This window comes from Streptomyces sp. NPDC091649 (genome assembly GCF_044756785.1).
In the GTDB taxonomy this organism is placed as follows: Bacteria; Actinomycetota; Actinomycetes; order Streptomycetales; family Streptomycetaceae; genus Streptomyces.
In genome coordinates, this window is sequence record NZ_JBIVTR010000001.1 from 593,858 (window position 1) to 614,080 (window position 20,223).

General features: G+C 74.7%; 11 protein-coding genes. 3 read left to right on the forward strand and 8 right to left on the reverse strand.

Going from position 1 to position 20,223, the window contains the following annotated elements; all coding sequences use genetic code 11:
• Positions 1-3: 3 nt before the first annotated feature.
• From ACIQMU_RS02620 to ACIQMU_RS02630, 3 genes are all read right to left on the reverse strand, one after another.
• A complete protein-coding gene (locus tag ACIQMU_RS02620; RefSeq protein ID WP_402688080.1) occupies positions 4-3,723 on the reverse strand; it encodes a UvrD-helicase domain-containing protein in 3,720 nt (1,239 codons plus the stop codon).
• A gap of 55 nt (positions 3,724-3,778) precedes the next feature.
• Entirely contained in the window at positions 3,779-7,333 is a 3,555-nt protein-coding gene (locus ACIQMU_RS02625) for an ATP-dependent DNA helicase (RefSeq protein ID WP_352238092.1), read from the reverse strand.
• Positions 7,334-7,608: 275 nt separating this feature from the next.
• A complete protein-coding gene (locus ACIQMU_RS02630; RefSeq protein WP_352238091.1) occupies positions 7,609-8,109 on the reverse strand; it encodes an MGMT family protein in 501 nt (166 codons plus the stop codon).
• A gap of 221 nt (positions 8,110-8,330) precedes the next feature.
• On the opposite strand from ACIQMU_RS02630, the gene ACIQMU_RS02635 reads away from it, so the two are divergent.
• The 3 genes from ACIQMU_RS02635 to ACIQMU_RS02645 all read left to right on the forward strand — a co-directional run bounded on the left by ACIQMU_RS02635 (position 8,331) and on the right by ACIQMU_RS02645 (position 14,620).
• Positions 8,331-11,120, forward strand: a complete 2,790-nt coding sequence (locus ACIQMU_RS02635) for a lysylphosphatidylglycerol synthase domain-containing protein (RefSeq protein ID WP_352238090.1) — start codon at positions 8,331-8,333, stop codon at positions 11,118-11,120.
• Between the two features lie 186 nt (positions 11,121-11,306).
• A complete protein-coding gene (locus ACIQMU_RS02640; protein ID WP_352238089.1) occupies positions 11,307-12,896 on the forward strand; it encodes an alpha/beta hydrolase in 1,590 nt (529 codons plus the stop codon).
• Positions 12,897-13,024: 128 nt separating this feature from the next.
• Positions 13,025-14,620: an alpha/beta hydrolase gene (locus ACIQMU_RS02645; RefSeq protein ID WP_402688081.1), complete on the forward strand. Its 1,596-nt coding sequence runs from the start codon at positions 13,025-13,027 to the stop codon at positions 14,618-14,620.
• Between the two features lie 123 nt (positions 14,621-14,743).
• Here the strand turns inward: ACIQMU_RS02645 and moeZ are convergent, their stop codons facing one another.
• The 5 genes from moeZ to ACIQMU_RS02670 form a co-directional block, all read right to left on the reverse strand.
• Entirely contained in the window at positions 14,744-15,922 is a 1,179-nt protein-coding gene (gene moeZ / locus ACIQMU_RS02650; RefSeq protein WP_352238087.1) for an adenylyltransferase/sulfurtransferase MoeZ, read from the reverse strand.
• A 99-nt stretch (positions 15,923-16,021) separates the two neighbouring features.
• Positions 16,022-16,846 carry a spherulation-specific family 4 protein gene (locus ACIQMU_RS02655; protein WP_352238086.1) on the reverse strand — a complete coding sequence of 275 codons (825 nt, stop codon included), beginning with the start codon at positions 16,844-16,846 and terminating at the stop codon, positions 16,022-16,024.
• Positions 16,834-17,799, reverse strand: a complete 966-nt coding sequence (locus ACIQMU_RS02660; RefSeq protein WP_352238085.1) for an NAD-dependent epimerase/dehydratase family protein — start codon at positions 17,797-17,799, stop codon at positions 16,834-16,836. Before ACIQMU_RS02660 ends, ACIQMU_RS02655 begins: the two co-directional genes overlap by 13 nt.
• Before the next feature lie 266 nt (positions 17,800-18,065).
• Complete coding sequence (locus ACIQMU_RS02665) at positions 18,066-19,229, reverse strand: hypothetical protein (protein WP_352238084.1); 1,164 nt, start codon at positions 19,227-19,229, stop codon at positions 18,066-18,068.
• Positions 19,230-19,263: 34 nt separating this feature from the next.
• Positions 19,264-20,040 carry a hypothetical protein gene (locus ACIQMU_RS02670; RefSeq protein WP_402688082.1) on the reverse strand — a complete coding sequence of 259 codons (777 nt, stop codon included), beginning with the start codon at positions 20,038-20,040 and terminating at the stop codon, positions 19,264-19,266.
• Positions 20,041-20,223: the final 183 nt, after the last annotated feature.

Below are 20,223 nucleotides of genomic sequence, written 5' to 3' on the forward strand. Positions count from 1 at the left end.
AGCCTATCCGCCCGGCGGGGCGGGCTCGTCCAGCAGGATCCGCTCCAGTTCCGCCCGGCCGGGCAGCCCCTGCGGATGGACGGTCTCCCCGGTGCGTACGTAGAGGAAGGCGGCGGTGACGGCGTCGAGCGGCAGGTCGTGCAGCTCGGCCCAGGCCAGCCGGTAGACGGCGAGCTGGAGCGGGTCGGCGGTGCGGTGGCGGGTGGTCTTCCAGTCGACGATCTCGTAGGTGTCGCCCGTGCGGTAGACGGCGTCGATCCGGCCCCGGATCACCCGGCCCGCGAGGGTGATCTGGAACGGGGTCTCCACGCGGTACGGCGTGCGCCGGGCGTACGCGGTGCGCTCGAACGCCTCCTTCAGCTCGGCGAGGTCCCGCTCGTCGGCGATCTCCGCGTCGCTCCCCTCGCCCCCGGGCAGTTCGTCGGGGCCGAGCAGGGGCAGCGGCAGCTCCTCGTACCGCGACTCCACCCAGGCGTGGAACCGGGTGCCCCGGCGGGCGGCGGGCTGCGGCGGGCGGGGCATGGGCCGGGCCAGCTCCCGGGCGAAGGCGTCGGGGTCCTCGGCCAGGCGCAGCAACTGGGTCGCGGAGAGCGAGGCGGGCACGAGGACATCGCGCACGGTGGCGCGGGCGCGGCGCAGTTCCCCGGCCAGGGCGTCCAGGTCCCGGTCCCAGGACGCTAGCGTGCGGGCCTCCTCGGGGGTGAGTCTTTCCGCGGGGGCGGTCTCCCGGGGGTGCCGGGCGGCGGGAATGCGCGGGAGCGGGGACGGGGGCGCGTGCGGTTCCCTGTCCGGTGTGCCCGAGGGGCGTGCGGTGGAGAGCTCGTCCCAGTCCCAGTCCCAGCCCTCCGGTTCTCCGTCGATCGGCGTCCCTTCGGGCCGGTGCGCCGGATCGGGGACGGGCTCCGGCTCCGGCTCGTACGCCGGTTCGCCGTGCTCGGGTGCGTATGCCGGTTCGCCGTGCTCGGGCTCGTATGTCGGCTCGCCGTGCTCGGGCTCGTACGCCGGTTCGCCGTGCTCGGGTGCGTATGCCGGTTCGCCGTGCTCGGGTGCGTACGCCGGTTCGCCGTGCTCCTCCTCGTCCCCGTGGCCGGCCAGGCTCTCCAGATGGGCCAGCACCGTGTCCCGGGCGGCTCGGCGGCGGGCCAGGGCGTCGGCGTCCAGTGGGAGCGGCCAGGCCAGGTCGGCGTCCCGCTCCGCGAGGGCCGGGTTCTCCTCGTCCTCGGCGGGCTCGTCCGCCCACGCCTCGATCTCGCCGTGACCCGCCGCGCAGTGCTCGTACAGCGCGTCGAGGAAGGCGGACGGGCCGCGCGTCCTCTTCTGTGACGGGCCCCACCAGTGGCCGGAGCCCAGGAGCAGGGAGCGGGGGCGGGTGAAGGTGACGTAGCCGAGGCGCAGTTCCTCCGTGTGCTGGTGCTCCTTCAGCTCCTCCTTGAACGCCTTCAGGCCCTTGGCGTCGAGGCCGTCGACGGTGTCCAGGACGGGGAGCGTCGCCGCGTCGCCGCGCAGGGCGTGCGGCAGCACCTTGGCCTGGGCGGTCCACGCGTCCCGGGACTGGCCGCTGGGGAACTGGCCCGTGACCAGCCCGGGGACGGCGACGACGTCCCATTCCAGGCCCTTGGACTTGTGGGCGGTGAGGACCTTGACGGTGTTCTCGCCGCCGGGCAGCGCGTTGTCCAGGCCCTTCTCGTACTGCGCGGCCGTCCGCAGGAAGCCGAGGAAGGCGAGCAGGGTCGCCTCGCCGTCGAGGGAGGCGAACCGGGCCGCCGTGTCCAGGAAGTTGGCCAGGGTCTCGCGGCGGCGGGCGGCCAGCGCCTGCGGGGACGCGGACAGCTCGACCTCCAGCCCGGTGGTGGCCAGGACACGGTGCAGCACGTCCATCAGGGGGTCCGCGAGCGAGCGGCGCAGGTCGCGCAGCTCCCGGGCGAGGCGGGCGAAGCGGACGCGGGCCTCGGCGGAGAACGGCAGCCCGTCGTCGGCCGCGTCGCCCGCGACGAGGAAGGTGTCCAGCGCGTCCGCGAGCGATATCACCTCGGCCGGGTCCGTGCCCTCCACCGCGTCGGCGAGCCGCTGATCCGCGTCGGCGTCCTCCGCGGGACCGGCCCGGTGCACGAGGAGGCGGGCGCGGCGGCCCAGCAGCGCGAGGTCGCGGGGGCCGATGCGCCAGCGCGGCCCGGTGAGGAGGCGGACCAGGGAGGCGTTGGCGCCCGGGTCCTGGAGGACCTCGCAGACGGCGACCAGGTCCGCCACCTCGGGCAGGTGCAGCAGCCCGGCGAGGCCGACGACCTCGACCGGGATGTCCCGGGCGACCAGCGCCGCCTGGATCAGGGGGAAGTCCCCGGCCGTGCGGCACAGGACGGCGATCTCGCCGGGCGGGGTGCCGGTGCGCACCAGGTGGGCGAGGGAGTCGGCGAGCCAGTCGATCTCCTCGGTGTGGGTGTTCAGCAGGGCGCAGCGGACGATGCCGTCGCGCTCGGCTCCCGGGGCGGGACGCAGCGCCTCGACGCCCTCGTGCATCGCGCGCAGGGGTTCGGCGAGGCCGTTGGCGAGCTGGAGGAGGCGGCCGCCGCTGCGGCGGTTCTCGCTGAGGCTGTAGCGGGTGGCGGGGGTGCCGTCGGCGTGCGGGAAGTGCTCGGGGAAGTCGTCGAGGTTGGCGACGGACGCGCCGCGCCAGCCGTAGATAGCCTGGCAGGGGTCCCCCACGGCGGTCACCGCGTGGCCGGTGGGCCTCGGCCCCGCACCCCTGTCCGGACCCGCCTCGCCGCCCGCTCCCGCGCCCGCACCCCTGTCCGAGCCCGCCTGCCCGCCCGCTCCCGCGCCGGCGCCCGCGACCATGCCCGCGCCACCGCCGCTGCCACCGCCGAACAGCGCGGAGAGCAGCAGCCGCTGGGCCACCGAGGTGTCCTGGTACTCGTCCAGGAGGACGACCCGGAACTGCTCGCGCAGGATCTTCCCGACCTCGGGCCGGGTCAGGGCCAGCTCGGCGGAGAGGGCGATCTGGTCGCCGAAGTCCAGCAGGTCCCGGCTGCGCTTGGCGGCCCGGTAGCGCTCGGTGAGACCGAGGAGGGAGCGGCGGGCCTCGGCGGTCTCGGGGATCTTGCGCAGGTCGGTGTTGCTGAGCTTCGCGCTCTCCAGGGCGCTCAGCAGCTCCGTGTCGTACGCGTGCAGCGCGCCGGGGCGTACAAGGTGTTCGGACAGCTCTCCGTCGAGCGCCAGGAGGTCGCTGACCAGGGTGGGGAAGGACCGGGTGAGCGCCGGATACGGGCCCGGGGCCTCGCGCAGCACCTTCGCCGCGAGCTGGTAGCGGGTGGCGTCGGCGAGGAGGCGGGTGGTCGGCTCCAGGCCGATGCGCAGGCCGTGCTCGGTGAGGAGGCGGCCGGCGAAGGCGTGGTAGGTGGAGATGGTGGGTTCGCCCGGGGGGTTGTCCGGGTCGATGGCGTCGGGGTCGGTGACCCCGGCGGCGATCAGCGCCTTGCGGACGCGCTCGGCCAGCTCGCCCGCCGCCTTGTTGGTGAAGGTGAGGCCGAGGACCTGCTCGGGCGCGACCTGCCCGGTGCCCACCAGCCAGACCACGCGGGCAGCCATCACCGTGGTCTTCCCCGACCCGGCTCCGGCCACGATCACCTGCGGGGCGGGCGGCGCGATGATGCAGGCCGTCTGCTCCGGGGTGAACGGAATCCCGAGGAGCTCCTTGAGCTGCTCGGGATCGGTGATGCGTGAGGACACGTGAGAAACGGTAACCGGAGCCACTGACAACCCACACCGATGCCCACGAAAGGCGCTACTCCACCACCTGGCGCCCCTCCGGCTGCGCGCTGCACGCGGCGCGGAAGGCGCAGTGCGCGCAGTGCGCGCCGGTGGTGGGGGTGAAGCGTTCGTCCAGGACCTTTCCGGCGGCGGTGGCGAGCAGGTCGGAGACCCACTCCCCGGCCGGCGGCTCCTGGGCCTGGACCCGGGGGAAGGCGTCGCCGCCCTCCTTCTTGGGTGCGGGCTGCCGGAGCTGCACCAGTTCGGCGCCGCCGGGCTCGGGCCGCCGGCCGTCGAAGAGGCCGTCCACCGCGCCCTCGCGGACGGCGAGCTGGTAGACCGCGAGCTGGGGGTGGGCGGCGACCTCGTCCTTGGTGGGGGCGCTCTTGCCGGTCTTGAAGTCGACGACGTACGCCCGGCCCTCGGCGTCCTGTTCGACCCGGTCCATGGAGCCCCGGATGCGGACGGCGTACTCGCCCGCCTCCAGCGTCACGTCGAAGTCGTGCTCGCTCGCGGTGGGCGTCCGGCCGCCCCGGTCCAGGACGTGCCAGTGCAGGAAGCGCTCCAGGGCGGCGCGGGCCTGGTCCTTCTCCTGCTCGGACTTCCAGGGGGCGTCGAAGGCGAGGCCGTTCCACACGGAGTCCAGGCGTTCCATGAGGACGTCCAGGTCGGCGGGCGTACGGCTGGAGGCGACCTCGTCGGCGAGCACGTGGACCACGTTGCCGAATCCCTGGGCGGCGGTGGCGGGGGCGTCGGCCTTCACCTCGCGGCCCAGGAACCACTGGAGGGCGCAGGTGTTGGCGAGCTGGTCCAGCGCGCTGCCGGAGAGCGCGACGGGCTGGTCGCGGTCGCGCAGCGGGACGGCGGAGCGGGTCGGCTCCTCCAGCCCCCACCAGCGGTACGGGTGGGCGGCGGGCACCAGCGGCTGACCCTCGTCGTCGGTGAGCGCGGCGAGCCTGGCGAGGCGGTGGGCGGCGGCCTCGCGCAGGGCGTCGGACGCTGCCGGGTCGACGGTGGTGGCACGCAGCTCGGCGACGAGCGCGGCGACGGCGAGGGGGCGGCGCGGGCGGCCGGTGACGTCACGGGGTTCGACGCCCAGCTCGCTCAGGAAGCGGGAGGGCTGGTCGCCGTCGTCGGCGGGGGCCTTGACGGCGGTGACGACGAGTCGGTCGCGGGCGCGGGTGGCGGCGACGTAGAAGAGCCGGCGCTCCTCGGCGAGGAGCGCCCCGGGCGTGAGGGGTTCGGCGAGCCCGTCGCGGCCGATCCGGTCCGCCTCCAGGAGGGAGCCCCGGCGGCGCAGGTCGGGCCAGACCCCTTCCTGGACCCCGGCGACGACGACGAGCCGCCACTGGAGGCCCTTGGAGCGGTGGGCGGTCATCAGGCGTACGGCGTCGGGTCGGGCGGTCCGGCGGGAGAGGGTGTCGGCGGCGATGTCCTGGGCGTCGACCTCTTCGAGGAAGTTGAGGGCCCCGCGCCCGCCGGTGCGCTCCTCGGCGCGGGCGGCCGTGTCGAACAGGGCGCACACCGCGTCGAGATCGCGGTCGGCGTTGCGCCCGCCCGCCCCGCCGCGCAGCGCGGCCCGCTCCAGTCTGCCGGGCCAGGGGGTGCCGTTCCACAGGGCCCACAGGGCTTCCTCGGCGGTGCCGCCGCCTTCGAGGATTTCGCGGGTCTTGCGCAGGAGCGCGCCCAGGCGCTGCGCTCCGTGGGCGTACGCCGGGTCGTGCGTGACGAGCCGTTCGGGCTCGGCGAGGGCGCGGGCCAGCAGTGCGTCGGAGGGGGCGGGGACCCGGACCCCGGCCGCGCGTTCCTCGTCGCGCAGGGCCCGGCCGAGGCGGCGCAGGTCGGCGGCGTCCATGGAGCCGAGCGGGGAGGTGAGGAGGGTGAGGGCGGTCTCGGTGTCGAGCCAGGGAACGGCCCCGCCCTCCGCAGCTCCCTCGTCAGCTCCCTCGTCCGGGCGCACGGGCTCTCCGTCCGCCTCCGAGCGCGCGGGCATCCCCGCGGGGATTCCGTCCGCCTCCGAGCCGGAAACGGCCCCGTCCGCCCCCATGCCTGCAACGGCTGCCTCCGCCTCCGGGCCGGCAACGGCTGCCTCCGCCCCCGTGCGCGCAGCGGTTCCGGCGTCCGGCTGGGTGGTCCGGGCGGTGTGCAGTGCTGCCGCGGCCACCGTCCGCAGCGCGGTCAGCAGCGGGGCGACGGCCGGTTCGTGGCGCAGCGGCAGGTCGTCGCCGTCGACTTCCAGGGGGACGCCTGCGGAGGTGAGGGCGCGGCGCACCGCGGGCAGCGAGCGGCCTCCGGCCCGTACCAGCACGGCCATCTCCTGCCACGGCACGCCGTCCTCCAGGTGGGCGCGGCGCAGCAGGTCCGCGATGTTCTCCAGCTCCGTGGACGCCGTCGGGTAGGTGTACGTCTCGACGCGGCCGCCGTCCCGGACGGCGTGCAGCTCGCGGTGCGCGCGGACCGTGCCGGCGGGCAGCCGGGGCAGCGGCATCCGACGGGTGAGGAGCCGGGTGGCCGCCAGCAGGGCGGCCCCGGAGCGGCGGGAGGTGGTGAGGACGCCCACGGGCGCGGGGCCCCCGTCCGCCCGGCGGAAGGTCTCCGGGAAGTCGAGGATGCCGTTCACATCGGCGCCGCGGAAGGTGTAGATCGACTGGTCGGGGTCGCCGAAGGCGATGAGCGTCCGTCCGCCGCGCGCGTCCTCCCCGTGCTCCCCGGCGTACCCCGGCGCGCGTCCCCGGTTGCCCGCCAGCGCGTGCAGCAGGCGCACCTGGGCCGGGTCGGTGTCCTGGTACTCGTCGACGTACACCGCGTCGTAGCTCCCGGCCAGCCGCTCCGCGACCTCGGGGCGCTCCGCCAGCAGGACCGCCCGGTGCACCAGTTCCGCGTAGTCCAGGACGCCCTGGGCGTCGAGGATGTCGAGGTACTCCGCGAGGAACTGGGCCGCCGCCGTCCAGTCCGGGCGGCCGGTGCGGCGGGCGAAGGCGGCCAGCGCGTCCGGGCCGAGACCCAGTTCGCGGCTGCGGGCCAGCACGGCGCGCACCTCGTCGGCGAAGCCGCGGGTGGTCAGGCAGGCACGCAGCTCGTCCGGCCAGCGGACGTGGGCCAGTCCCTCCTTCTCCAGGTCGAGCTGGCCCGCGAGCAGCTCGCGGACGGTGACGTCCTGTTCGGGTCCGGACAGCAGGCGCAGCGGGTCGGCGAACAGGTCGGCGTCCTGGTGGGCCCGGACCAAGGCGTAGCAGTACGAGTGGAACGTGGTGGCCTGCGGTCCCCGGGCCGCCCCGAGACGGGCGGCCATCCGGTCCCGCAGCTCGACGGCGGCCTTGCGGCTGAAGGTGAGGACGAGGATGCGGGCCGGGTCGACGCCCCGGTTCACCCGCGCGGCGACGGATTCGACGAGCGTGGTGGTCTTTCCGGTGCCGGGCCCGGCGAGGACCAGCAGCGGGCCGCCGGGATGGTCAACCACCGCGCGTTGGCCTGCGTCCAGGAGGGGGGGATCCACGGAACCCGGCGGGGTGCGCACCAGGCGGTACGCGCCCGCGGTCCGCGGCCGTGACTCACGGTGCGGACTGTGCCGGGTGGAGGAGGAGCTCACGTGGATCGCCGGTCCTGGTGGAGGTGCGCGGGTGTGCGTGTATGTGTGCGTATGTGTAGATGTGTGCAGGTGCGCACGTCAGCGTACGGGGATGTGCGTGGATGTACGGGTGATGAGGAACAGGGTCGAGGCAGCCGGAACGGGGGGGGCGGAGCATGCCGCGCGATGACGACGCTACGCCAGCGACGGCGCGGGAGGCGGCGGCTGTACTGCGTCCCTCGTCACGTCCGCCGACGTCTCCGGCCGCTCCGGCCGGAGGCCGAGGGCGCGGGCTGTCAGGTGTGAGATTCCTCGCCCGGACTGCCCGGAGCTCCCGGTCCGGACGGACCGCCCGGAGCTCCCGGACCGCCCGCGTCGCCACCGAGGCCGCCGTCGGCCTCGCTGTCCGTACCCGCCTGGCCCCCGCCGCTGCCGTCCCAGCGGGCGCGCCGCATGTCGAGGCGCGGCAGGCTCCCCTCCGCGTGCCGGAAGACCTCGCGCAGGGGGGTGCCCTCGGCGCGGTAGTGCGCCAGCGCCCGCAGCTCGTGGGTGGGCAGCAGCGTCCCGTCGGCGCGGACCACGCGCCACCACGGCACGGCCGATCCGTACAACGCCATGACCCGGCCGACCTGCCGGGGTCCCCCCTCCTCCAGCCACTCCGCGATGTCGCCGTACGTCATCACCCGGCCGGGTGGGATCAGATCGGTCACGTCGAGGACGCGCTCCGCGTACTCCGGCAGCTCGGCACCGTCCGGGGCGGCGCCGGATCCGCCCCCGTCGGTCTGGTCCTGGCTCATCCGTCCCATCCTGCCGTATGCCACCGACAGCCCGGGCGCGGCGGTGTCCGCCCGGGCACACAGCGTGCGCACGCGCGCAAAGGGGCGTATGTTGCGCTTCCCGCGCCCGTGCGACCCACCCTGATGCCCTCCTCCGTCTACGGGCCGTGCCACCATCATGCGGGCGGTGACCGGTGATACCAGAACGCGAAGACGAACCAGAGGCGACGAAGGAGCAGGGCGTGCAGCCACCGAAGGCGGCGGGCGCCTCCGATGCCGGAGAGCGCCCCGAGGGCGCTTCCCGGCCCTCCGGAGCACACCGCGCCGACGGCCCCACGGCCTCCGCCACCGGACCGCTGGCCGGCTCGACGTCGGCCTCCGCCGACGCCGCTCTGACCGACCGCGTGTCCGGCGACGAGCCGCTGCTCCCCGCCCGGGTGCACCGCCCCTCCGACCTGATGCGGCTGCTCATCGGGGTGCTCGCGATCGCGGTCCTGTTCTCGATCGCCGCGTTCGCCCAGGGCACCACCACCGGTCTTGAGGACGACATCTCCAAGGGCACCGAGCAGGCGCCCGACCTGTTGATCAAGATCGCCGGTCTGGTGTCCAGCATCGCCGTGCTGCTGGTGCCGGTCGCCTTCGCCATCGAGCGCCTCATCAAACGCGACGGGCTGCGCATCGCGGACGGCGTGCTCGCCGCCGTGCTCGCCCACGGCGTGACGCTCGCCACCGACCTCTGGGTCTCGCGTTCCGCGCCCGGCACCATCCAGGAGGCACTGACCCAGCCGCAGACGGCGGGCGGGCTGACCGACCCCGTGCACGGTTACCTCGCCCCGGTCATCGCCTACATGACAGCGGTCGGGATGGCGCGGCGGCCCCGCTGGCGCGTGGTGCTGTGGGTGGTGCTGCTGCTGGACGCGTTCGCGATGCTCGTCGGCGGGTACACCACGCCGTTCTCGATCATCCTCACGGTCCTGATCGGCTGGACGGTGGCGTACGGAACGCTGTACGCGGTCGGATCGCCGAACGTCCGCCCCACCGGGCAGCACCTGATGGCGGGGCTGCGGCACGTGGGCTTCCGCCCGGTCGCGGCGATGCGCACCGAGGACGCCCCGGACAGCGCCGACCAGAGCGACCGCGGACGGCGCTACCGCGTCACCCTGGAGGACGGCCCGCCGCTGGACGTCACCGTCGTCGACCGGGAGCAGCAGGCGCAGGGGTTCTTCTACCGGGCCTGGCGGCGCCTCACCCTGCGCGGGATCACCCAGCGGCGGTCGATCCAGTCGTTGCGCCAGGCGCTGGAGCAGGAGGCGCTGCTCGCGTACGCGGCGATCGCCGCCGGGGCGAACGCGCCGAAGCTGATCGCCACCTCCGAGCTGGGGCCCGACGCGGTGATGCTCGTCTACGAGCACATCGGCGGCCGGTCGCTGGACTCGATGGTGGACGAGGAGATCACCGACGATCTGGTGCGCAGTGCCTGGCGGCAGGTGAAGGCGCTCCAGTCCCGGCGGATCGCGCACCGCAGGCTGACGGGTGACGCCCTCCTGGTGGACGGCTCCGGCCAGGCGTTCGTGACGGACCTGCGCGGCGGAGAGATCGCCGCGGGGGATGTGGTGCTGCGGATGGACGTGGCGCAGCTGCTGACCACGCTCGGGCTGCGGGTGGGGGCCGAGCGGTCGGTCGCGGGGGCGCTGGCCGTGCTCGGCCCGGACGCGGTGGCGGACAGTCTGCCGCTGCTCCAGCCGATCGCGCTGAGCCGTTCCACCCGGGCGGCGCTGCGCCGGATCGCCCGCGAGCGTTCGCACCGCGAGCGGGAGGCGGTCGTGGCGGCCTCGCACGCGGCCAAGCAGGCGAAGGCGCGGGACGCGGCGGAAGCCGTCGATGGGGCACCCGCCGACCACGGTGCGGACCGCGGGTCCGGGCCGAAGGCGGACCTCAAGGCCGAGCGGAAGTCCCAGCGCACCGAGAAGCAGGCCGAGAAGCGCGCCATCGACGATGCGCTGGAGGAGGCCCGCGAGGAGGACCTGCTCGCCCAGATCCGCCGCCAGGTGCTGCTGATCCGTCCGCTGGCCCCCGTCGAGCCGGTCCGTCTGGAGCGCATCAAGCCGCGCACCCTGTTCAGTTTCATCGCCGGGGCCATCGCCGCGTACTACCTGATCTCCCAGGTCACCCAGGCCGATTTCGGGACGGTCGTGGAGCAGGCGGAGTGGGGCTGGGTGGCGGCGGCCCTCGGCTTCTCGGCGCTGAGCTACGTGGCGGCGGCGATGAGCCTGCTGGGCTTCGTGCCGGAGCGGGTGCCGTTCCGCAAGACCGTGAAGGCGCAGGTGGCCGGCTCGTTCGTGAAGATCGTCGCGCCCGCCGCGGTCGGGGGCGTGGCGCTGAACACCCGCTTCCTCCAGCGTGCCGGGGTGCGCCCGGGTCTCGCGGTGGCGAGCGTCGGGGCCTCGCAGCTGTTCGGGCTCGGCGCCCACATCCTGCTGCTGGCGCTGTTCGGCTATCTCACCGGTACGGAGAAGACCCCGGACTCGATCACCCCGTCCCGGACGGTGATCGCCGGTCTGCTCACGGTCGCGGTGCTGGTGCTGGTGGTGACGGCGGTCCCCTTCCTGCGCAAGTTCGTGGTGACGCGGGTGCGCTCGCTGTTCGCCGGGGTCGTCCCGCGCATGCTGGACGTGGTGCAGCGGCCGCAGAAGCTGCTCACCGGCATCGGCGGCATGCTGCTGCTGACGGGCCTGTTCGTGCTCTGCCTCGACGCCTCGATCCGGGCGTTCAGCGGTCCGGACGTGCCCCAGCTGAGTTACGCGAGCATCGCGGTGGTCTTCCTCGCCGGGAACGCGCTCGGCTCGGCGGCCCCGACGCCGGGCGGGGTGGGCGCGGTCGAGGGCGCGCTGACGCTGGGCCTGATCGCGGTGGGGCTGCCGAAGGAGGTCGCGGCGCCCGCCGTGGTCCTGTATCGCGTGATGACGCTGTGGCTGCCGGTGCTGCCCGGCTGGATCTGCTTCAACCAGCTCACCCGCAAGGGCGAGCTGTAGCGGAGCGGGGGCCCGGCGGCTGCGGGGCCCGGCCGCACGAGGCTCCGGCGGCTGCGGGGCTCGGCGGCTGCGGGGCCCGGCCGCACGAGGCTCCGGCGGCTGCGGGGCTCGGCGGCTGCGGGCCTCCGCCACCCGCATGGACCGCGCCCGGCCGCGCCGCCCGGCCCCCCGCCGCACGATGGGGGCATGAGGACTTCCCCCGCTCTGCGTGCCGCCGCCCTCGCCGCCACCGCCACCGTGCTGCTGCCGCTGGCCGCCTGTTCGGACGGCGACGGGGAGGGGTCCTCGACGCCCACCGCGGCCTCGACCGCCTCGCCGTCCTCCACCGCCGAGGAGCTGACGTCGCAGAAGCTCGAATGGTCCCCGTGCCCGCCCCCGAACACGGCGCAGGGCGGCGGCGAGTCACCGTCCCCGCTGCCGGGCGGCGTGGTGTGGGAGTGCTCCTTCATGGACGTACCGCTCGACTACGCGGAGCCGGACGGCCGCACGATCGAGCTGGCGCTGGTGCGGGCGAAGGCCGAGGACCAGAAGCGGCGGATCGGCTCGCTGGTGTTCAACTTCGGCGGGCCCGGCGCGTCCGGCGTCGCGACGCTGCCCGCGTTCGGCACCGAGTACGACAAGCTCCGCACCCGGTACGACCTGGTGAGCTTCGACCCGCGCGGGGTCGGCCGCAGCGAGGGCGTCGAGTGCGCGGACGACGCCGAACTCGACGCCTTCTACCAGGAGGACTCCACGCCGGACGACGCGGCCGAGGAGAAGCAGTTCGTCCAGGGGCAGAAGGACTACATCGCGGACTGCGAGGAGAACTCCGGCCCCGAGCTCCCCTTCGTGGGGACGACGAACGCCGCCCGCGACATGGACCTGATGCGCACGGTGCTGGGCGACGACAAGCTGCACTACTTCGGCATCTCGTACGGCACCGAACTCGGCGGCGTGTACGCCCACCTCTACCCGGACAAGGTCGGCCGGGCCGTCTTCGACGCGGTGGTCGACCCCACGAAGGACGCCGTGCAGTCCTCCCTCGGCCAGGCGGAGGGGTTCCAGCTGGCCCTGGACAACTTCACGGAGGACTGCGCGGAACGCGACGACTGCGCGCTGCCCGGGGCCACCCCGCTGGAGGTCGAGCGGGCCATCGCCGCTCTGCTGGCGGAGCTGGAGGAGGAGCCCATCGAGGGGCTCGGCGACCGGGCGCTGACGCAGACGCTGGCGACCACCGGTATCGCGTCCGCGCTGTACTCCAAGGAGACCTGGCCGTTGCTGGAACAGGGGCTGGACGAGGCGGGCGGCGGCAACGGCGGGCTGCTCCTCGCACTGGCCGACTCACTCAACGGCCGCTCCGAGGACGGGCAGTACGACAACTCCAACGCCGCCAACATCTCCATCAACTGCGCCGACAGCAGGCAGCGGTTCTCGCTGGAGCAGACGAAGGCGGCGCTGCCCGCCTTCCGCAAGGCGTCGCCGCTGTTCGGTGACTATCTGGGCTGGGGCCTGATGAGCTGCACCGGCTGGCCGGTGGAAGGCGTCTGGAAGACCCCGGACGTCCGGGCCCCCGGCGCCGCGCCGATCCTGGTCATCGGCAACACCGGCGACCCGGCGACCCCGTACGCCGGCGCCAGGGCGATGGTGCAGGAGCTGGGCCCGGGGGTCGGCGTCGAACTGACCTACAAGGGCGAGGGCCACGGGGCGTACAACAGCAAGGACGCGTGCGTGCAACGACTGGTCGACGGCTACCTGTTGAACGGGAAGGTGCCGAAGTCCGGCACCGTCTGCGGGTGACCTTGAACCCGGCTGCCCCGCCCCGCGCGCCCGACTCCCCTTCCGCGCACGGCGGTTAGCATGGCGGCACATCACAGCCGCCCGACGCGTCCTCACCGGCTTCGGGCCTCGGGGAGGGAAGCCGGATCATGCGCGCGCACCGTCGGGCCCATCGGGCCGCCGTACGGACGGGGTCGGTCCTGCTCGCGGTGGGACTGCTCGCCGGCTGCGGCCTGTTGAGCTCGGAGCCGGACGTGAGCGAGCCGGCCCACGGCCGCCCCGGCGACGCCTCCGCCGCGCCCACACCGGAGGGTCTCAAGGACTCCCCCAAGACGCCGGAGCTGCCCGCCGCCCTCACTTCGCAGCTCCTCGACTGGAAGCGCTGCCCGGCCCCGCAGGACGGCGACGCCCCCGGTTCCGCCTGGCGTTGCGCGAGCGTGGACGTGCCCGTGGACTACGCGGAGCCCTCCGGGGAGACGCTCTCCATCGCGCTGGTCCGCAAGGCGGCCCGCGACGAGGAGCGGCGGCTGGGCTCGCTGCTGTTCAACTTCGGCGGCCCCGGCGGGTCCGGCGTCGGGATACTGCCGCGCGCGGGCGGCGCGTACGCGAAGCTGAACACCCGGTACGACCTGGTGAGTTTCGACCCGCGCGGGGTCGCGGCCAGCTCCGGGGTGCGCTGCCGCACCGACAAGGAGCAGGAACAGGCCCACCGGAGCGTCGACCTGACCCCGGACACGGCGGCGGAGGAGGCCGCGTTCATCGAGGACGCCGCGGACTTCGGCGCCGGCTGCGAGCGCCGCTCGGGCGCGATCCTGCCGCACGTCGGGACGACCGACGCCGCCCGCGACCTGGACCTGATCCGCGAGGTGCTGGGCGACGACAAGCTGTCCTACTTCGGGTTCTCCTACGGCACGGAACTGGGCGGAACGTACGCGCACATCTTCCCGCACAAGGTGGGGCGCACCGTCCTGGACGCGGTCGTCGATCCGACGGCCGACGGGACGGGGCGCGCCCGGAACCAGACCAGGGGCTTCCAGCGCGCCCTGGAGAACTACCTCAAGGACCGCGGCCAGAACCCGAAGACGGGTTCCGAGCGCATCGCCCGGCTGCTGGCCCGCATCGACCGGAGCCCGCTGCCGACCGACTCGGGCCGTGAGCTGAGCGAGTCGCTCGCCATCACCGGCATCGTCAGCCCGCTGTACTCCGAGGCGGGCTGGCCCACCCTGACGGCCGCGCTCGACGAGGCGGAGAACAACGGCACGGGCAACGGCCTGCTCCGGCTCGCCGACTCGTACAACGGCCGTGACGAGCGGGGCCGTTACGACACCCAGAGCCACTCCCAGCGGGCGATCTCCTGCGCCGACTCCGCGTCCCGGCCCACTCTGGACGAGGCCCGTGCGCTGCTGCCGGAGTTCCGGAAGCTGTCGCCGGTCTTCGGCCCGTTCCTGGCCTGGGACACCGCGGGCTGGTGTGCCCAGTGGCCGGTGGAGGGGGCGCACGAGACGCCGGAGACCAGCGCTCCGGGCGCGGGTCCGATCCTGGTCGTCGGGACGACCGGCGACCCGGCGACCCCGTACGAGGGGGCGCGGCGGATGGCGGACGAACTGGGCGCGGGCGTCGGCATCATGCTCACGAACAAGGGCGAGGGCCACGGGGCCTACGGGAGCAACGACTGCGTGACCTCGGCGATCGACGGCTACTTACTGGACGGGAAGGTTCCGGCGGACGGCAAGACCTGCTCGTAGCCGGGCCCCGGTGAGGGGCGGGACGGCAGGCGGCAGGGGCCGGTCCGCGAGATGAGACGCGGACCGGCCCCTGCTTTCGCACCGGGGGTGCTTCCACGCGGGGTGCGCCCGCGTGGGGTGTTTCTAGTAGACCGGCTTCTGCGGCTCGATCTGGTTGACCCAGCCGATCACGCCGCCGCCGACGTGCACCGCGTCGGCGAAGCCCGCCGACTTGAGGACCGCGAGGACCTCGGCGCTGCGGACGCCCGTCTTGCAGTGCAGGACGATGCGCTTGTCCTGCGGAAGGTCCTGGAGGGCGGCGCCCATGAGGAACTCGTTCTTCGGGATCAGCTTCGCGCCGGGGATCGAGACGATCTCGTACTCGTTCGGTTCGCGGACGTCGATGATCTCGATCTTCTCGTCGCCGTCGATCCACTCCTTGAGCTGCTTGGGAGTGATCGTCGCGCCGAGCGCAGCCTCCTGCGCCTCCTCGGAGACGACGCCGCAGAACGCCTCGTAGTCGATGAGTTCGGTGACGGTGGGGTTCTCGCCGCAGACCGCGCAGTCGGGGTCCTTGCGGACCTTGACCTGGCGGTACTGCATCTCCAGGGCGTCGTAGATCATCAGACGGCCTACCAGCGGGTCGCCGACGCCGGCGAGCAGCTTGATGGCCTCGGTGACCTGGATGGAGCCCACGGACGCGCAGAGCACGCCCAGCACGCCGCCCTCGGCGCAGGAGGGGACCATGCCCGGCGGCGGGGGCTCCGGGTAGAGGCAGCGGTAGCAGGGGCCGTGCTCGGACCAGAACACGGACGCCTGGCCGTCGAAGCGGTAGATCGAGCCCCAGACGTACGGCTTGTTCAGCAGCACCGCGGCGTCGTTGACGAGATAGCGGGTGGCGAAGTTGTCCGTGCCGTCCACGATCAGGTCGTACTGCGCGAAGATCTCCATCACGTTCTCGGCTTCGAGCCGCTCTTCGTGAAGGACCACGTTGACGTACGGGTTGATGCCCAGCACGGAGTCCTTGGCGGACTCCGCCTTGGAGCGACCGATGTCGGCCTGGCTGTGGATGATCTGGCGCTGCAGGTTCGACTCGTCGACCTCGTCGAACTCCACGATGCCCAGCGTGCCGACACCGGCCGCGGCCAGGTACATCAGAGCCGGCGAGCCGAGGCCGCCGGCGCCGACACACAGCACTTTGGCGTTCTTCAGGCGCTTCTGTCCGTCCATCCCGACATCCGGGATGATCAGGTGGCGGGAGTACCTGCGGACCTCGTCGACGGTGAGCTCAGCAGCTGGCTCGACCAGGGGTGGCAGCGACACAGGAACCTCAACAATGCAGGTGGTCGGATTCTACGTAGACCGACTTCTTACGGTCGACTACGTACGGTTGTTCTCCTCGTAACACTGCCACGGCCCGCCTCATTCCGAGATACCAGGTCCGATCCGCGAGACGATTTCGTCCCAGTAACTGGGCAGCGCCGCGAATGGGTCGCTTTGTCCGCTCCGGTCGTCCCGGTCCGTGAAAAAGATGGTCCCGGCGCCCTGCCAGCGGGCGATGCGCATGGCCTCCTCCAGGTGCGTGCGCGGGACCCCGTGGACGAAGTGGGCGAAACGCTCCGGCGGGTAGTCGGCGGTCCACTCGGCCACCTGGGACCAGCGGTAGTCGGTCCAGGGGCCCCGGAAGGTGACCAGCTGGTCGGCGGCCTCGGCGTACCCGGGGTACGGGTGGGTGCCGTGCCCCAGCACCAGGCGGCCCCCGCCGTCCGCGCTGTCGCTCTCCGCCAGGAGGGCGTGGAGGGTGCCGGTGAGCCGCCGGACGGCCGGCAGACCGGCGCGCTCACCGGGGCAGCGGGCGAGGTAGAAGCCACCGGTGCGGTACCAGTCGATGAAGGACCGGGCGTCCGCGATCAGTTCCTCGAAGGGCCGCTCGCCGTAGGCCAGGTCGAGGTGGCCGAGCAGCCGGCCGCCCGCGGCCCGGACGGTGTCGTCCGGCGCCTCGCCGTGCAGGGCGCGTTCGCGGGCGTTGCGCAGCCTGCCCGCCGCCTCCAGGCAGTGCGGGTCGGGCCGGGAGCCGGGCCCTTCCGCGATGTTGAGGACGGCCCAGTGCAGCGGCGTGCCGGGGCGGGCCAGCTCCGCCCATTCGGCGGGCGCGAGCAGCGGGTGGGCGTAGCCGGGGACGCCGAAGCCGAGCTGTTCGCCGCCCGCCGTCCGGCGGGCGTCGGCGGGAGCGGTCAGATACGGCACGCCGCCTCCATCCAGATGTCCGCGAGCGACTCCTCCAGGTTGATCCGGGGCCGCCAGCCGAGCCGGTCCCGCGCGGTGCGGACGTCGGCCTGCTGCCAGGCCCCGCAGCCGTCCGGGTAGGGGGACGGCGTGGCCGAGAGGTGCTCCATGACGGACTCGGCGGAGGTGCGCGGGGCGCCGATGGGCAGGCGCGCGGGGGGCGTGTCCAGCTCGTGGAGCGCACCCGCGTATCCGGCGACTCTCGCCAGGACGGCGGCGGCGTCGCGGAGGCGGACGGCCCGCCCGGTGCCGATGTTGACGACGCCCTGGGCGGCGGAGAGCGAGGCGGCGTGGACGGCCCGCGCCACATCCCGTACGTCGACGAAGTCCCGCTGCACGCCGAGGCCGCTGAGCTTCAGCTCGGCGTCGCCGGCCTGCATGGCCCGGCGCATCGCCTCGGCGAGCCGGCCGAGCGGGGAGCCGGCGGGGGTGCCGGGGCCGACGGGCGAGAAGACCCGCAGGACGACGGCGTCGAGGCCGGAGCCGAGGACCAGTTCGGTGGCGGCGAGCTTGCTGACGCCGTACGGGCCGCCGGGGCGCGGGACCGCGTCCTCGGCGGTGGAGGACCCGGGTTGCGAGGGCCCGTACTCCGAGGCGCAGCCGACCTGGACGAGCCGCGCCCCGCAGCCGCTGCGGCGCAGGGCCTCGCAGACGGTGGCGACGGCGACGGTGTTGTGGCGGGTGAGGTCCCGGGCCCCGCCGCGCGTGGCGCCCGCGCAGTTGACCACGACACCGGGGTGGACGGCGTCCAGGAAACGGGTGAGCGCCCCGGGGCTGCCGCCCGCGAGGTCGAACCGGACGTCGGCGTCGTCGCCGCGCCCGAGGGCCGTGAGGTGGACGGCGGGGTCGGCGAGCAGACGGTCGGCGACGAAGCGGCCGAGGAATCCGTTGGCTCCGAGCAGCAGCACCCTCATCGCGCACCGCCTCGGTGCCGACGGCGGGCTGCCGGTGCGGGGGATTGCGGGGTCATGGCGGGTTTCTCCTCGATGGATCGGTGCGGCACTGGGCGGTACTGGGGTGGTGCGTCAGCGGGTCGGGCGGTGGTACGTCGGTGGGGTCGGATGGCGATGCGTCGGTGAGGTCGGGTGGCGGTGCGTCAGCGTGGTTGTGCGGGGTACGTCGGTGGGGTCGTGCGGTGGTACGTCGGTGGGGCGGGCGGGGGCGGGTCGGTGGGGGCGGCTCACGGCCGGGTGTGGGCGGAGGCGCGGGAGAGCGCGCGGGCGGCGTGCAGCAGCAGCCCGAGGGCCGCCCCGCCGCAGGCGAGGGCGGACACGGCCCCGGTCCCGCCTGCTGAGACCAGAGCGTCCACAGGGCGGGCAAGGGCTTCGAGTCCCGGGAGCCGGGCGGAGAGCACGAGGGCCGGAGCGGCGGCCTCGACGGCGCAGGCGGCGACGAGCGCGACGGCGCCCGGCCCGGGCAGTCCGTGCGCGGCGAGCAGCCGGGCCACGAAGAGCAGGACCCCGAGGGCGGCGGCCGAGACGGGCGGGCCGCCCCCGCCGAGGCCGAGGTCCGCCAGGTGCAGCAGGGGCAGCAGCGCACCGAGGAAGAGGGTGACGGCCGCCAGGAGCAGGGGGCGTACACCCGCGCCGAACACCTCCGGGGCGCGGCTGCCGCCCGGTTCGCGATGGGCGTGGACGGTGAAGAGGTGGGCGCACCAGGCGGCCGGGGCGACGGCGACGGCGAGGCCGAGCAGCGGGGCGGGGGCGCCGCCCCACGGGCCGTCCGGACCGCCGGTCATGACCTGGGCGAGCAGTCCCTCCCCGTACACCGCGTAGCTCAGCAGCCAGCAGCCGTACACTCCGGCCCGGCCCGCTCCTTCGGGGACGCGCAGGGGGCCTCGGCGCAGGCAGGCCCGGAGCGCCAGGCCGGCCAGGAGGGCGCCGACGACCGTGACGAGGGCCCGCGCCCCGTCGCCCAGGACGCCCTCGGTGACCCGGAGCACCCCTGCGGTCGCCAGGCAGGCCGCGCCGGGGAGCAGGGCGAGGAGCGTCCAGCCGGCCCGCGCTCCGGCATCGGGGCCGGTCGGCCCGGCGGCGACGGGCTCCCGCGTCCGGGGCGGCACGCGGGCGTACAGCTCCTCGGCGAGGGCGAGGACGCCCCGGTGGTGAGGGTGGGGGGCGGCGCGACCGGTGAGACCGTGCGCCTCCGGGCCGACGGCGGCCTCCGGGGGGCGCGCGGCCCGGGCGCACAGGTCACGGTGGTGGTGCGGCAGGGACCCCGTCGGGCCGGCCGGGCCCCGGTGCGCGGAGGCGGCCGCCGTCCGGCGGTCCGCGGCGCGGGGCGGGATCTCCGCCGGACGCTCCGGGGCGGCGGCCGGGGGCGCCGGTGTGTCCGGACGGGTCATCGGGTGGTCTCCGTGGTCATGGCGGGTCGGGTGGTCACGCATCGCTGTCCCCCGCCGGTCCGGTCACGACCGCGCTGACGCCCTCGGACCTCGTTGTGTACCGCGGCTCCGCAGCGCCGGGCCGCTCCGGCGGCCGGTTCCCGGGCTCGACGGCCCGAGCCGGCCCGGTGGCGGGCGGCCCGGAGCGCGGCGATGGCCGGAGGTGGGGCCCGGGCCGGGGCCAGCGGCCGAGGAGGCGGGCTTCGGGCGGCGCGGCGAAGGGCGGCGGGTCGCTGTGGGCGTCCGCCGTGCCGGCTTCCCGGCGGGTCGGAGCGTCCGGGCTCAACTCCAGGCAAATGCCGTGAAATGCCGTGAGGTTCTGTTCGACGGTGAGGAGTTCGAGCGCGCGGGCCCGCGCCGCCGCACCCGGGCGCCCGGGGTCGCCGAAAGGCCCGAAGCGCTCGGCCGCCGGGCCCGGATGGAAGCGCCGCTCGGCGGGGGCGGCTCCGCAGTGCCGCCGGCGGCGGACGCGGAGGTTGCCGGGGGCGGCGATCAGGGCCTGCCGGCCGGCCTCGATGGCGAGGCGACCGTCGAATCCGGCGAGGGGGGCACGCGCGGGGGCCGCGTACGGGGCGTCGGAGGCGGCCGGAAAGTGGGCGCGCGTCGGGATGCCGTACCCGGTGACCGGCAGCGCCACCCCGAAGAAGCGTTTGGCCAGGAGTACGGGGCCGAACTCACGCTGCGGCAGCCCGCGCACCGGTCGGCCGCACCGGAACCCGGACTCACCCGTCGCATACGGATGGACACCATCGGTGAGCAGTCCGATCCGCACGTGTGCACCCCCGATCTCCCGTGTGGACGGCCGCCGTTGAAACGGCGACTCGCAGCGGGACGACCGTAAGCGGATGGGCCGGTGGTGGGGGGGGGGGGGGGGGGGGGCGCCGCGGGGGGGGGGGGGGGGGCGGGAATTTCCACGCCCCCCCCCCCGGGGCGTGGGGGGGGGGGGGGGCCCCCC